The organism is Prosthecobacter sp., from assembly GCF_044236155.1.
Classification (GTDB): domain Bacteria; phylum Verrucomicrobiota; class Verrucomicrobiia; order Verrucomicrobiales; family Verrucomicrobiaceae; genus Prosthecobacter.
The window spans coordinates 1-13,996 of sequence record NZ_JBIIHA010000010.1 but is presented as its reverse complement, the minus strand read 5'-3'; the positions used below and the strand labels follow the sequence as shown (position 1 = coordinate 13,996).

Here is a 13,996-nt window from a genome sequence, read left to right as displayed (position 1 = left end):
TTTTCGACACATTCTCCTGTTTATGGACCCATTTACAGCACTCCGCCTGCTCGAATTAGGCATCGAAGTATCGAAGGAGATCAGACTTCATCGTGACCACATCCAGAATCAGGAAATGGATGGAAGGATTCAAGAATTGAGCGCCGCCATATCTCAAGCGCAAGCCCATCTGCAAGAGGCGATCAATGTGGTAGGCGAGAAGATTATCGAGAAAATCGAATCCGATAAGTTCGAGCAGTTTCAATCTCGGATAGGGAACATGGAGATGTTGATACAACTCAATAACACAAAAGAGCTTTTCTCATACGCCCTTCAACTCAAGGAATCGGTCGACTACGCTCGAAATCGAGTCAACGAAGGCAAATACAGCTGGCTCATCCCCTACCTAACCGGCTTGCCTCTGTTTGCTTTGGCCCTGAGAATTCAAGGCGAGGACACTTCAAAACTGGACCAGCAATTCGCCAATGCCGTTGAGCGATGGAAACAACTCACGCTTGATTCCGTGGCAGAAAATCTTTTCCAAGTAGACGTCAAGATTCCATGGCCACTAATTCACAACGTGCTCAACAACACGGAAAATAGCATCACCGAGCTGTCAGAGTTCTGTGAAAGCAAGTTGGTTGAGTATGAGGATGACGAGGAGAGCGAAGAAGAGGAACAAGAAGAAGACCCAGGTTTTCCGCTGTGCCCAAGAGGACATGGACGGACAAAACTTTGGATCGACAAATATCGCTGCTACAAATGCGGTTGGCCTGCCAAGTAGTTTGGTCCGCGCAACATGCCACTTCATTCGCGTGGACCCGCTCTCCTGGCTCGAAACCCATCGCGGACGCTACAGCGTCGTCCGCTGGCTGTTTCCGCGGCTGCTGGCAGCGATCTACCTGATCGCCTTCATCTCGTGGGGTGTGCAGTATGACGGTTTGGTCGGTGAGAACGGCATCCTACCCGCGAAGAACCTCATCGAGAACATTCACGCCTTCGAGGAGCGCGAGCACAAGACGCTGTTCTGGCAGTTCCCGAGCATCTTCCACTGGCATTACAGCGATGCCTTCGCGCACGGCTGCCTGATCGCCTGCGGCGTTCTTTGTGTGCTGGTGATGGCCGGGGTGGCGCAGGGGCCGCTGCTGGCGCTGCTGTGGTTCGGTTATCTCTCCTTTGCCACCACGGGCGATATCTTCATGGGCTACCAATGGGATGCGCTGCTGCTGGAAGCCGGATTTCTCGCAGTATTCGTCGCGCCGTGGCGGTTTTGGTCGTGTCGCGACGTCACCGAGCCACCACGTGGCTCGATCTTCCTCCTGCACTGGCTTCTGTTCCGCCTGATGTTCCTCTCCGGCTACGTCAAGATCGGCGGCGGCGATCTGCCGTGGGAAAACATGACCGCGCTGCTCTACCACTACGAAACGCAGCCGCTGCCGAATGGTTTTTCGTGGTTCGCGCACCACTGGCCGCGCTGGTTCCACGTGGCGGGCTGCCGGATCATGTATGTCATCGAGCTCATGGTGCCTTTTGCGATTTTTCTCGGTCGCTGGGGCCTTCTGGCCGCCGCGCTCGGCTTCGTGGGCCTGATGGCCGTCATTTTCGTCACAGGGAACTACAATTTCTTCAACCTCCTCACCGCCGCGCTTTCCCTGACGCTGCTCGATGACCGCTGGTGGCCCAAACGCCTCCGCCATTGGCTGCGCATCGACGACAACGCCCCGCGTCCACCTTTCGGCCATTGGACGCAATGGCCCTCCCTCGCGGCCGTCGCCCCCATCATGCTCTTCACCGTTCTGGCGGCCGATTCCTTTCTCGCCGGACGCATTCGCGGCTACCAGACCAAGCTGCCGCAAAGCTGGCACGAAACACTCGACGTCGCCATTCACCGCACCCGCAGCTTCAACGCCTACGGCCTCTTTCAGGACATGACCGAGGAACGCCCCGAGGTGATCATCGAGGTCAGTGACGATGGCGCGCTCTTCCTGCCGCTCGATTTCAAATACAAACCCGGCGATCCCAAGCGCCGTCCGCCCTTCATCGCCCCTCATCAGCCGCGACTCGACTGGCAGATGTGGTTCGCCGCGCTCTATCCCGGCTACGATCCACAGCGCGACGCGAATCCCGGCTCTCCCATGCACTGGTTTGGCCAGTTCTATCTCGCCCTGCTCCAGAACAAGCAGCCCGTTTGGGACCTACTCGAAGCACCGCCCTTCCCTGTCGAAAAAATCACCCACATCCGCGCCCGGCTCTACCGCTACCACTTCACCCCGCCCGAGGCCCAAAAAGTCTCCGGAGAATGGTGGGAACGCCAACTCCTAGGCAACTTCAGCGGCACCGTGACGCTGAACACCGGGAGGCGCTGAGCATTTCGTCAGTCGGAATTCTGGTTTCGTCATTCTCCCGCCGCCTTTCCCCTTGCGCCTTTGCGATTCGCGGCGACTATCGCCGCCCCTCGCCAAACCGGCCAGGGTCTCATTTCGGGACGTAGCTCAGCCTGGTAGAGCGCTTGCTTTGGGAGCAAGAAGTCGTGAGTTCGAATCTCGCCGTCCCGACCACTTCCACGAGGTGGTCCGGTTTGTTCAACCGACGCGCCGGACACCGCCCACCGCCGAACCGAACATGTCCGCCCTCTACGCCACCGCCCTCAGCACCTTCAAGGAGATGGGATGGCATTACCGCGAGGTTCCGGAACACAATGTCATCGAGAGCGACTTCGAGGCGCACCACACCAAGATCCCGCTGCATATGCAGGTGTTTGGGGACACGCACATCGTCAGCGTCGTCGCCACAGCCACTCTGCAGGTGCCCTCGACGCACCGCCTGCCGGTGTGCGAGCTGCTCATGCGGGTGAACAAGGAGCTGAACCTCGGCAACTTCGAGCTCGAGTGGGACGGCGGCCAGGTGATGTTCCGCATCACAAACATCTTCCCGCCGCACAGGCACGATTCGCGCATCCTCGCCAGCATGGTTCACTCCGCCGTGGCCGAGATGGACCGTCTCACACCCTTCCTCGGGGAAATCATTCGCACACCCAAGGGAGAACTGCTGCTGCTGAAAGTCGCTGATTTAATGAAGCGCGAAGATTTGCTCCCGCCCGTGCCTGATGCAGAGTGAAGGCGGCCCGGGACAGCCTCCCGCCTCCTTCTTCCGCCATGTCAGCCCGCTACACGCTTCAAAACCACCCGGCCTTTGGCGACCCGCTGTCGAAAAACGATCTCTACACGCTCGTCGCACGCGGGTCCCTTGCCCGGGGCGAGATGTGCGTGGATGAAGACACCGGACTCACCCACACCGTGGGCGAGCTCATCAGCGGCATGCGGCCCAACAACGTGCAATCACGCCTCAACCGCCCTGCTTATCGTGAGATCAGCCCGGATCACGAGATCGTGACCGAGGAAGAACTCATCGCTGAAGAAGAGCTGCCCGAGGACGACGAGCCTGAGCCTGAAGAAGACGAAGATGACAATCACAACTACACCCCGAGCGGCGAGGTCATCCTGCATCACGCGCACCCGTCCTGGCTGGGCTACACGAAGGCCCTCTTCCTCGTCCTGCTGCTTCTCGTCGCCACAGGACTGCTGTTTACCATCCAGCTCGAATACGCCGTCATCACCCTCCTCTGCGCCTCCTCCACGCTCATCGCCATCGGCATCGCCCGCTATTCGCACGACTACATCGTCACCCGTGAACGCGTGGAACTCATCTGGGGCATCATCGGCCGCAGTTCCAAGGAAGCGCGCATCTGCGACATCCGCAGCATCGACGTTTACGAGTCCGGCCTCAAAGGCCTCCTCGGCCTCGGCACCATCGACTTCTCCACCGCCGCCAACGCCGGCATCGAAGTGCAGTTCAAAGACATGCGCCAGGCTCATGAGGTGAAGGATCTCGTGCGGAAGTTGCAAAAAGGCGTCGATCCCACGGAGGACTGAAAAATGACAGCCGAGCGAAGCGAGACAGGCGACTGAAAGGAGCCCGGAGGGTGAACGAAGTGAATCAAATGAGTAAATCCAAATGAGGAACGAAGGCCGAATACAGAATGATGAACCCGTCAGCGCGTCATCGCACCTCGCGAACACTCGTCATTCCGGCTTCGTCATTCTGTCATCATTCCTCATTGCTTCGCTTTGCTCACCCCTTTGGGGCAGCACACGCTTCGCGGTGCTGGCTGTGTCGCTTTGCTCGGCTCTGGTTTCGTCCTTGTCAGCACAACTGACGACCGCTCTCGACATACGCACACTGCCCTACGAACGCAGTCTGGAAAAACTGCCCGTCGAGCTCACCGCCACGGTCGGGTTCGTCGAGAGCAGCACCACGGTCTTCGTGCAGGACGACACCGCGGGCACGCATCTGCATTTCAAATCCGGCCGCAACGACCTTCGCGTGGGTGATCACATCCGTGTCAAAGGAACCACCACCGCAGGACTCTATTTTCCCGGTGTTGACGTCGCAGAACTGCAAATTCTCGGCCACGAATCACCTCCCACCGCCGCACCCGCCGCTTACGACGACCTCGCCACAGGACGTTTCCATTACCAACGTGTCGTCGTCGAAGGCCTCGGCCGCACATTGACGCCGCTCGATGAAAACCGCTCACTCTTGCGTCTGGCTATGGGAAGCCGAGTGATTGAGGTCCGCGTCGATTCACCGCCCGAATCCGCGCCCGATGTCGTCGATGCTCGCCTGCGCATCACCGCTCTCGCCGCCGGCGGCATCAACGACCGCCGCCAGCTCGTGTTCCCTTACCTTCGCGTCACCGATTGGGGAGATGTTACGATCACAAAGGCATCCGCATCGCCCGAATCACTGCCCATCACCTCCGTCGCAACCCTGCTGCGCTTTGGCGCCGCCGACGAGCCGCATCATCGTGCGCGCATCCGCGGCAGCGTGCTCGCCGTGTTCGCCGATGGCCGCGTTTTCCTGCGTGACTCGACTCCGCCACCGCCGCCACGCGAAATACCGAAGGATGAACCTCCACGGCCACCACTATCGCCCTCCATCGCGATTCACCTCACCACGCCCGTAAGTCTGACGCCCGGCGATTTCGCCGAAATCACCGGATTCCCCGTCATGGCCGGCTTCAGCGCCTCCTTAGCCGACGCGCGGGTGCTACTGACCGAACCCGCCGAATCGCCCGCTGCCTCGATTGTTTCGCTCAGACAATTTCAGGACGGCTCGCACGACGCCGATCTCGTCCAGCTCACCGCGCCTGCCGTCTTGAACGACTTCTTCCGCACCCGCGACGGCTACGAGCTGCGGCTCACCTCCGGCGGCACCTCCATCCGCGCCTTCCTTCTGCAAAACACCGCGCCCAGTCTCCAGCTCGGCTCCCTCTGCCAGCTCACCGGCATCTGCCTCGTCGAGTCCGCCACCACGGACAAAGGCTTCCGCTCCGAGCCCGACCGCGCCTCGCTCCTCCTGCGCTCCGCCGCAGACATCCAAGTGCTCAGCACCGCGCCCTTTTGGAATGCCCGCCGACTCGTCTTCGCCATCGCCCTGCTCGGCGGGCTGGTTTTGCTCACCCTCTTCTGGATCACCCTCCAGCGCCGACAGATCACCCGTTTGGAAAGCAAAATCGCCCACCAAGCCACGCTCGACGAGCGCCAGCGCATCGCCCGCGAGTTTCACGATACCCTGGAGCAGGAGCTCACCGGCCTCTCCCTCCGTCTCGATGCCGCCACCACTCGCCCCCTGGAGGAAAAAGCCCGCACCCTGCTCGAAACCAGCCGCAGCCTCGTCTCCCGCATCCAGAGCGAAGCCCGCAACCTCGTCTCCGACCTCCGCGAAACCGGCCACGCCACCACCTTGACCGAGGCCCTCCAACTCCTCGCCAACCGCGCCCCCGAAGACATCGCCATCACCCTCGATCTCCACCCCATCGGCCCCATCCCCCCGCACGTCACCCACCACCTCCGCATGATCGCCCAAGAGGCCATCACCAACGCCCTCAAACACGCCCACCCCACCCAAATCCAGCTCCATCTCTCCACCACTCCATCACTCCTCACTCTCCGGGTCACCGACAACGGCCACGGCTTCGACCCCACCGCCCAAACCCACGGCCAACCCGGCCACTTCGGATGCATCGGCATCCGCGAACGAGCGAGGAAAGTCGGCGCCGAGGTGAAATGGGAGAGCGAGCCGGGAAAGGGCACGACGGTGTGTGTCGAGTTCCCGATTGGGAAATGAGGAAACCAGAATGAGGAATGACGAATGAAGTCTGAATGCCAAATGACGATGGTGCGTGCGTTTCGCGTACCGTTCTAATGTTCGGTTACGATGGTGTTCACGGTGAAATGGCGACGCGAGAATTCATCTGGATGACAGCCAACGTGGCCAGAGATATGCGCCTGTCGCTATCAGGGCCGCAGATGCAAGAATCTGGAGCCAATGAAAGTGGAGCATGCACGTGCAGAACTTTTGAAGATATTCCAACGGTGTCTGAGTGAGGTGGCCCCATTTTTCGGCCAGGGAAACGCAAAGTTAAGTTAGCTTGGCGACGGCTTGGGTGTGATTTGTTTCGTTCTTGGATGGCGGCTGCGCAAGGACTTTGCTCCGCAATTGAGGCTGCTGTGAACCAGTCAGCTCGCTACGCTCGCCTCCATGTTCACAGCAGCCTCAATTGCGGTCGCCGCCGGGGGGGGGATTATGCGGCGCGTTGCATCCCTTCGATCGATGGCTTGGATTTGTGATTTGGACGATACACCGCATTGGGTGTAAGGTTGCCAAGCGTCTCGTGCGGCCGCCAGGTATTGTAGCGTGTCATCCAGCTTTCGATGTCCTCTTCCAGCGCGTCCACTGTGGTGTATTCTTTGATGTAGAGTCCTCGTATTTGAGGCTTCGCCACAGCAGCTCGATGAACACGTTGTCCATCCAGCGCCCTTTGCCATCCATGCTGATATTCACGCCCCACTTGCTGAGCCTGCCCGTCCATTCTGCGCTGGTGAACTGGCTGCCTTGATCCGTGTTAAAGATCTCCGGCACGCACTTCGCCCGTGCTTTGGCTCGCCCCAACGCGAGCAGGCAAAACGAGGTGTCCATCGCGTTGCTCACCGCCCAGCCCAACACGCAGCGTGTGTGCCAGTCCATCACCGCGCAGAGATAGACGCTGCCGCGTTTCATCGGGATGTAGGTGATGTCGGCGCACCACACCTGATCGGCACGCGTGATGCTCAACTCACGCAGCAAGTAGGCATGGATGCGGTCTGCCTTGTTGGCGATGCTCGTGTGTGGATTGCAGTAGATGGCCTCCAGGCCCATCTCAAGTCGCAAACGCTGAACACGCTTGCGATGGACCTCAATGCCGTGATCGCGCGCCAACACAGTGACCAGCTTGCGTGATCCCAGGCAGGGCTCGCGCAGGTAGAGTTCATCAAGCTGGCGCTTGATCTGCGCATTGAGCGCCGCCCCCCACTGGCACATAATCCAGGCTGGAGCGTGCCACTCCCAGCAGTTGGCATTGGGTTCTCATGCTGAGTTTCGCGTGTCGAGTTTCAATGAGTCCGGCAGCCCGCTCCACACTCCGTGCTGCTTGGATTTTTTACCACGAAGTCCAGTTTCACGGTGAGTTCGCCGATCTTGGAGTGCAGATCGCTGCGCTCCGCGCTGAAGTCCTCGACCTCGCGCTCCTTGCCGCTCTCAAACACGCTGCCGGCCTGCGAACTGAGCCTCTTTTTACACTCCGTGACCTGCACGGGATGCAAGTCGAAGTCCTTGGCGATTTGTTGCACTGTCTTGATCCGTTTGAGGGCCTCTAAAGCCACACGGGCCTTGAACTGCAGGTCATGTCTTTTGCGTTTTGCTTTCACTGGCTATTGGGGTGTCTGGGTTGCTATTCCCAACCCGCTCCCAATCTAAACTCAGAACTCTCCGCCACTGGCTCGAATTTCGGGACCCACCTCAGTTGCCGCCTGTTCGGCCTTCGCTACCACAGCTTTCTCAACTTGCTTGGTGATTTCCGTGGTGGTCTTGGAGGTAATTTGAGCTGAGGCTGTCATAGCGGTTCTATTTCCGATATTGGCCAGCCCCCCCTTTAGCCACATCCGTCAGGCTACCGCCGAAATTGAACCAATCGGTTATGCTCTTGGCATGAGTTGTATTATCAAAAAAACCAAGCTGCATCAGTGCCGATGAAGGAACCCTTGTCGTATCGAACGCCATCCTCAACAACGTTCTTTATTCCTGTCACGCCGGGCTTAAAAAGACAGTATTTCGTTTATCGTTCTTCTGAAGTAGGATTAAACGCGCACCCTTATAGAATCCGCCATCCTTTGAGTTCTTCTGCACCTTGGTGGCATATTCATAATCTTCCGTTTTTCGGAAATACACGACAGCCTTCACCCCATCCGAATCGAACACGGTCCAAGGACTCTGCTTCACATAGGCATACAGATTGGGGCCATCCTCGAAGCCTGTCGCGTCATGGCAGAGCCAGCCGCCTGGGTTGACACCCAGGGGAGGTGCGTCCGGGTCCGTCTCAGTCACCCGAATGAAAGTCTGGCTTGCCGTGGCAGGCTCATGGCAGACAATCCTGCCACAAGAACTGGTCCGCGCACCCAGGAGAACAAGGATGCAGAGGCAAAGCTGGAGGATCAGGCGCATGGGACGCCTGTCTCTTACCCGTTGCCGGACCGTCAGGGAAGGATTTTTCACGGCAGGCCGGATGCGTACGCCGATGCAGCTGCTGCAACAGCTTGATGGAAACCTCGGTGTAAATCTGGGTGGTCTCCAATTTGGCTTGACCGAGCAGTTTCTGGATGACCCGCACATCGGCCCCATGCTCCAGCATGTGCGTGGCGCAGGCATGGCGCAGAAGGTGGCAACCACCCGCGCGGCGGGGATGGACCTGGTGAATCATCTGCTTGATCAAACTGCCCAGCGAGCCGGTGCTGAACCCGTGACCGTAGCCGGTCAGAAACAAGGCCTGCTCCTCCGGCTGGAGGCAGAGCAAGGGCCGAACCTCCTGCAAGTAACGCAGCAGCCAGGCCAGCGCGGGACGCCCCAGAGGAACGACGCGATCTTTGCCGCCTTTGCCCAGCACATAGAGCGTCTGCCGTTCCCGGTGAACGTCACGCAGTTCCAGCCGTGCCAGTTCGATGCGACGGATGCCCGTGGACTACAGCACCTCCAGCATCGCACGATTGCGCACACCAAGCGGGTCGTGAACGTTCGGCACCCGAAGGATGGCGATGACCTCCGCCTCACTGAGGGTATTGGCGGGCAAGCAGCGCTCCTCTCTGGGCAGGTCAAGCAGCGCGGAGGGATCGTGATCGAGCAGACCCTGGCGGCACAACCAGCGAAACAAACCACGAACAGCGGTCGGGCGGCCGATCTGCATGCCAGCGGCCAGGTGTTTGCCGCTTCGGGTGCGGTGTTCCCAGAGATGGAGCTGATACCCTTGCAGAATCGGGCGTGTGATTTGGGCCGGAAGCATCAGCCCGCCTTTCTGACACCAGTGGATGAAGAGCACCAGCCAACGCCTGCGAGTTTCGATGGTGCGCGGGCTTTGCCCCTTAACCGCCAGCCATTCCAAATAAGAGTCCATCTGACATGCCAGACTGTTTGTGAGCAAACGATCCAGCCCATCTGTGGACGATGGTCTTCCCCGTCCCGGCACCAGGCCTTGCAAGAGCCTGGCGCGTGCAAATCCGGACTGGCGCATGATAATGAGACGTGTGCGGCAGAGAGACTATTCTGCGGAATTTTTTGATGATTGTCTGGATCAGTCCGAGGCAGCGTGCCGTGAGTGGTTGGCAAGCCTCAGTCAGCGATTGAAACCCCAATCCTGCGCATCGGCCCTGTCTTCTCCCCCGCGTGCTCCGCCTTCGCCTTTTTGGCCTTCGCAATCTCCGCCTCGATCATCTCCTGCGTCCACCTCCAATTCGCCGAATCCACATCCGTGCTCCCCGCATGAATCGCGTTCACGCACACATTCAGAATGTCCCCACCGCTGAGGCCGCGTGATAGCTCCGCGAGAACCGCGTAATCAGCCTCCACTCTCAGGGTTGGGTAGATGGGAAACGAGGTCGGGTGCAAAGAATTGACAAAACAAGTCTTGAAGACGCCCGGCACCTAACCGGCCAGGCTTTTCCTTGAGCGTGCCTCATCTCCGCCCAGCTCATCACTCATGCCTCAGCGCCTCGACCGGATTCATCTTCGCGGCGCGGCGGGCGGGATAGATGCCGAAGGCGATGCCGGTGAGGACGGAGATCGAGAACGCGAGGATCGGCGACCACATTTTGATGACGGTGGTCACGCCGGCGAACTTCTGCACGGCGATGGGGATGCCCAGGCCGAGCGCCACACCGAGAACGCCGCCCGCACCGGCCAGCAGGACCGTTTCGATGAGGAACTGCACCACAATATCCGCCTGCCGAGCGCCGAGGGCGCGGCGGATGCCGATTTCCCGCGTGCGCTCGGTCACGCTGGCGAGCATGATGTTCATGATGCCGATGCCACCGACGAGCAGCGAGATGGCGGCGATGCTGCCGAGCACGATGCTGAAGATCTGCTTCGTGCGCTCCGCCTGCTTCAGCAACTCGACCGGGACGATGATGCGCCAGTCCTGCTTCTTGTGATTGCTCGTCATGAGGTGGCGGATGGCCTCGGCGCGGCTTTCCACCTGGTTCACATCCTCGACACGGATGACCGCCTCGTGGAACTCCACCTTCTCCGCCTCGAAGCTGCCGGTGCGGTAGCGGAAGAAGGTCTCCCCATATTGGTCCATGAGCGTGGCGAAGGGGATCATGATCTGCGCCTGCGCGTTGTTCACGGTGCTGCCCGCGTCCGTGCCGACCATCTGGCCCTCGTCCTGGATGATGCCGATGATCTTGTAGTAGTAGCCCTTCACGCGCACGGATTTGCCAGTGGGCGTGGACAGGGGAAAGAGCCTGGCCGCGACGGTCTGGCTGATGACGCAGACCGGCACGCGTCCGTCCATTTCGATGTCTGTGAAAAAGCGTCCCTGCACCAGCTCGCGGTTGCGCATCTGCGGATAGACCGGCAGCACGCCCATGATCTGGCCGTCCACGCTGCGGTCGAGGTTCCAGATGTTCTCGGTGATGAAGCGGCTGGGCACCACGACGCTGATGCCCGGCACCGTCTGGCGGATCTGCTGGATGTCCCGCAGCGTGATGCCGTATTCGCTGATGAAACTGCGCGCCTCCGTGGTGGAGCCCTGCCCGTCCGGGGGCTTCACACTGTTCAGGATGATGTTCTGGCTGCCAAGCTTGCGAATCTGCTCCTGCGCCTCATGGCTGGCGCCTTCCCCGATGGCCAGCATGGCCACGACCGATGCCACGCCGAAGACGACACCGAGCATGGTCAGAAACGAGCGCAGCTTGTGCAGCCAGATCGTCTTGATGCCCAGGGACAACGTTCTCCACAGATGCTGAGGCGAGGCGACGAGACGAAGAACCGGATGCTGGGCCAGGAATGACATGGGGGCCTTATCATACGCCCAAAGCCGCCTGAAATTGCCACCATCTGAATCAGGCTTTCCGCTTCAACAGGTGCGAACATGGGAGCGTATGGCTGCGGGCAAACGCAGCCGGCTCGTCAGCACCAAGGTCTGCTATTAGTCGGGAAAGAAGTTCGCCAAGTGATCCAAACCGCGGACGAGCCGTCTGCTCTCCAGGCCTTTACCACGCCAGGCACCACAGCACCTTGAGGTAGCGGCCTTCCGGGCAGTTGGACATGACGGGATGATCGGCGCCGGCGCCGGTGCGGTCGAGGATTTGCAGCCGGCGTTTGTTGCGGTGCGCGGCGCGCATGACGATGTCCTCGAACTCCGCCACATCGAGCAATCCCGAGCAGGAACAGGTGACGAAGAGACCTCCGCGCTTCAGCAGGCCGAGGGCGACGGCGTTCATGTCGTAGTATTTGTTGCGGCCTAGCTGCCCTTCCTCGGGATCGCGGGAGAAGACGAGCTTCGGCGGGTCGAGCACGACGGTGTCCCATTGCTTCCCGTTCTGCTGCATCTGGCGGCCCCAGGTGAAGGTGTCGGCGTGAACCCAGTCGAGGCGGACCTGGTTGAGGTCGGCGTTCTTCTTCGCCTGGGCGATGGCTTTTTCGTCGAGATCGACACCGGTGACATCCTCGCAGCCGCCGAGCACCCTGGCGCTGAGGGCGAAGCCTCCGGTGTAGCTGCACAAGTCGAGCACGCTTCGCCCTTTGGCGAGGTGCGCGAACTTGAGGCGGTTGTCACGCTGGTCGCAGAAGAAGCCGGTTTTGTGTCCGTCCTCGAAGCTCACCTGATAGCGCACGTTGTTCTCGCGGATCCGCACGCTGCGGGGCGCTGGATCGTCCGCCTCGGGCACGTTGGCCCAGCGCATGGCCTCGATGCGGGCGATGTCGGGATCGACCTCGATGACATGCTGGGTTGTGCCCAGCCGCTCGTGCAATTTCGGCAACCAGCGGCGGAGACGACGCCAGATGCCGAGGGTTGTCACTTCGATCGACAAAACATCAGCGTAGCGGTCCACGACAAGCCCGCTCAGCCCGTCGCCATCCGAATGGACGGCCCGCCAGGCGTCGGTGGTGCTGTCGAGGCGCAGTGTGTTCAGGCGCAGGTCGAGAGCAGCGTCGAGACGGGCGTCGAGCTTTTCCTCCGTGAGCACGTCCTCGCCATGCTGCAGCACGCGGAGCGGCACGCGGGCTTTCGGATTGAAAAAGCCGCTGCCAAAGAGCTGCCCCTCCTTGTCCATCACATGCACGAGATCGCCGGGGCCGGCGTCAGGCGAGACGGCGCGGATCATGTTCGGATAAACCGCCGGATGAAATGAGAAATACTTCATCTGCGCCCATGGACGCGGCCAGTGCTCGCTGCCGGGCGGCGGAGCGGCGGTGGCGGAGGATTCACGGCGGGGCGGGCGCGGGGGAGGGGGCATGGGTGCTGTTTGTTTGCAGTGTTTCCGCGGGTTTGCAATCGAGGATGCCGGGGGCGATGCAGGCTGAGGTATGGCGACCTCATCGACGGGCCCTTTTCGACGGGCCCTTTTCCTGCTGGCATGCATGACGCTTCCCGTTTAGATGCAAATGTCCTTCACGCGCTCCTCTCCCATGGCCTCCGAAAAGCCCGTCACGCTCAAAGACCTTACCATCCTTGGCAAAGAAAACCTGCCATCAGGCGGCGGATTCATGATCCTGCCCAGCCAGTTGGGCTACTTTGACCTTCTCCGGTTGGAAATCGTGCTGGAGGGCAGGGAACTCATTTATCTGGTCAAGAAGGGAGCCGCGCTGCATCCGCTCCAGCGCGTGCATCTGGAACAGGACAACGTTCACGCCATGGAGTTCACTCCGGGCGAGACGGAGGTTTCCGCCTACCGCCGCGCCATGGCGGACGCGGTCAAAGGCGGGGCCATCGTCGTCTATCTGCCCGCCGAGGCCGCCGCGATGTCATCGCCCATGACCACCGTGCCGGGCACGAAGCTGGAATTTCTCCTCAAGGCGGAGATTCCGGTGCTGCCGCTGCATGTTCATCATCGGCAGGACACCGCGTTACCAATTGAGCGGCGCTTCACTGACGCTGAGACGATCTTCACCTTCGGGAAACTGCTGCAGGGGCCGGATGTGAACCTCGCCAGCTATCAGGAAAGCCTTCTGCTGCTGGCGGAGCAGAGCTTCAGCGAAAACCCGGAGCTCGACATCAGCCTCGGCTACGCCCTGATCCAGGGTTTCAAAAAACATGGCACGCGCAACAGCGTCGTCGATGGCAAGGACGACAAAATCATCCGCTTCGACAAGGTCTTCGCCATCGCCCTCGCCCTGGCCCAGGTCGTGAAAAAGGAGACGAAGAAGGAGCGGGTCGGCATCATCCTGCCGCCGGGCCTCGGCGGCCTCATCTGCAATGTGGCGGTCCTCATGGCGGGCAAAATCCCGGTGAATCTCAATTTCACCGCCGGCCGCGCCGCCATCGACAGCTCCATCCGTCAGGGGCAGATCGACCGCTTCCTCACCGCCGACATCTTTGTGCGGAAAATGCAGAGCTTTCCCTGGCCGCCGATGAAGCAGCTCATCC

General features: G+C 60.3%; 10 protein-coding genes, 1 tRNA gene and 2 pseudogenes. 7 read left to right on the top strand and 6 right to left on the bottom strand.

The genetic code is table 11. From position 1 onward, the window contains the following. Positions 1 to 22: 22 nt before the first annotated feature. From ACILSE_RS10660 to ACILSE_RS10635, 6 genes are all read left to right on the top strand, one after another. Complete coding sequence (locus ACILSE_RS10660) at positions 23 to 763, top strand: hypothetical protein (protein WP_395717370.1); 741 nt, start codon at positions 23 to 25, stop codon at positions 761 to 763. A gap of 31 nt (positions 764 to 794) precedes the next feature. After that, positions 795 to 2,345: a lipase maturation factor family protein gene (locus ACILSE_RS10655; RefSeq protein ID WP_395717369.1), complete on the top strand. Its 1,551-nt coding sequence runs from the start codon at positions 795 to 797 to the stop codon at positions 2,343 to 2,345. Between the two features lie 115 nt (positions 2,346 to 2,460). After that, positions 2,461 to 2,537: transfer RNA gene (locus ACILSE_RS10650), tRNA-Pro, on the top strand. A gap of 64 nt (positions 2,538 to 2,601) precedes the next feature. Beyond that, on the top strand, positions 2,602 to 3,096 hold the full coding sequence (locus ACILSE_RS10645; protein ID WP_395717368.1) for a hypothetical protein: 495 nt from the start codon (positions 2,602 to 2,604) through the stop codon (positions 3,094 to 3,096). A gap of 38 nt (positions 3,097 to 3,134) precedes the next feature. Beyond that, a complete protein-coding gene (locus ACILSE_RS10640) occupies positions 3,135 to 3,911 on the top strand; it encodes a PH domain-containing protein (RefSeq protein WP_395717367.1) in 777 nt (258 codons plus the stop codon). Between the two features lie 268 nt (positions 3,912 to 4,179). After that, the gene (locus ACILSE_RS10635) at positions 4,180 to 6,168 is read left to right on the top strand and encodes a sensor histidine kinase (protein ID WP_395717366.1); all 1,989 of its coding nucleotides are present in this window, start codon (positions 4,180 to 4,182) and stop codon (positions 6,166 to 6,168) included. Between the two features lie 457 nt (positions 6,169 to 6,625). Here ACILSE_RS10635 and ACILSE_RS10630 read toward each other — a convergent pair. From ACILSE_RS10630 to ACILSE_RS10605, 6 genes and pseudogenes are all read right to left on the bottom strand, one after another. Beyond that, positions 6,626 to 7,787, bottom strand: a pseudogene (locus tag ACILSE_RS10630) (IS3 family transposase). Positions 7,788 to 8,163: 376 nt separating this feature from the next. Then, positions 8,164 to 8,580, bottom strand: coding sequence for a hypothetical protein (locus tag ACILSE_RS10625; protein WP_395717365.1), 417 nt, complete (start codon positions 8,578 to 8,580; stop codon positions 8,164 to 8,166). After that, positions 8,495 to 9,055 carry a tyrosine-type recombinase/integrase gene (locus tag ACILSE_RS10620; protein ID WP_395717493.1) on the bottom strand — a complete coding sequence of 187 codons (561 nt, stop codon included), beginning with the start codon at positions 9,053 to 9,055 and terminating at the stop codon, positions 8,495 to 8,497. The genes ACILSE_RS10625 and ACILSE_RS10620 overlap by 86 nt, the downstream gene beginning before the upstream one ends. Before the next feature lie 683 nt (positions 9,056 to 9,738). Further along, the gene (locus tag ACILSE_RS10615) at positions 9,739 to 10,014 is read right to left on the bottom strand and encodes a hypothetical protein (protein ID WP_395717364.1); all 276 of its coding nucleotides are present in this window, start codon (positions 10,012 to 10,014) and stop codon (positions 9,739 to 9,741) included. 85 nt (positions 10,015 to 10,099) lie between these two features. Further along, positions 10,100 to 11,419 (bottom strand): ABC transporter permease, encoded by a 1,320-nt coding sequence (locus ACILSE_RS10610; RefSeq protein WP_395717363.1) that lies wholly within the window; start codon positions 11,417 to 11,419, stop codon positions 10,100 to 10,102. Positions 11,420 to 11,618: 199 nt separating this feature from the next. Next, positions 11,619 to 12,866 carry a class I SAM-dependent rRNA methyltransferase gene (locus tag ACILSE_RS10605; protein WP_395717362.1) on the bottom strand — a complete coding sequence of 416 codons (1,248 nt, stop codon included), beginning with the start codon at positions 12,864 to 12,866 and terminating at the stop codon, positions 11,619 to 11,621. 172 nt (positions 12,867 to 13,038) lie between these two features. On the opposite strand from ACILSE_RS10605, the pseudogene ACILSE_RS10600 reads away from it, so the two are divergent. Then, positions 13,039 to 13,996, top strand: a pseudogene (locus ACILSE_RS10600) (2-acyl-glycerophospho-ethanolamine acyltransferase); the annotation flags it as partial.

Excerpts from the sequence above, each read along its gene's own strand:
- ACILSE_RS10660 (WP_395717370.1), top strand. The coding sequence starts at position 23 with ATGGACCCATTTACAGCACTCCGCCTGCTCGAATTAGGCATCGAAGTA.
- ACILSE_RS10645 (WP_395717368.1), top strand. The coding sequence starts at position 2,602 with ATGTCCGCCCTCTACGCCACCGCCCTCAGCACCTTCAAGGAGATGGGA.
- ACILSE_RS10640 (WP_395717367.1), top strand. The coding sequence starts at position 3,135 with ATGTCAGCCCGCTACACGCTTCAAAACCACCCGGCCTTTGGCGACCCG.
- ACILSE_RS10625 (WP_395717365.1), bottom strand. The coding sequence starts at position 8,580 with ATGCGCCTGATCCTCCAGCTTTGCCTCTGCATCCTTGTTCTCCTGGGT.
- ACILSE_RS10610 (WP_395717363.1), bottom strand. The coding sequence starts at position 11,419 with ATGTCATTCCTGGCCCAGCATCCGGTTCTTCGTCTCGTCGCCTCGCCT.
- ACILSE_RS10605 (WP_395717362.1), bottom strand. The coding sequence starts at position 12,866 with ATGCCCCCTCCCCCGCGCCCGCCCCGCCGTGAATCCTCCGCCACCGCC.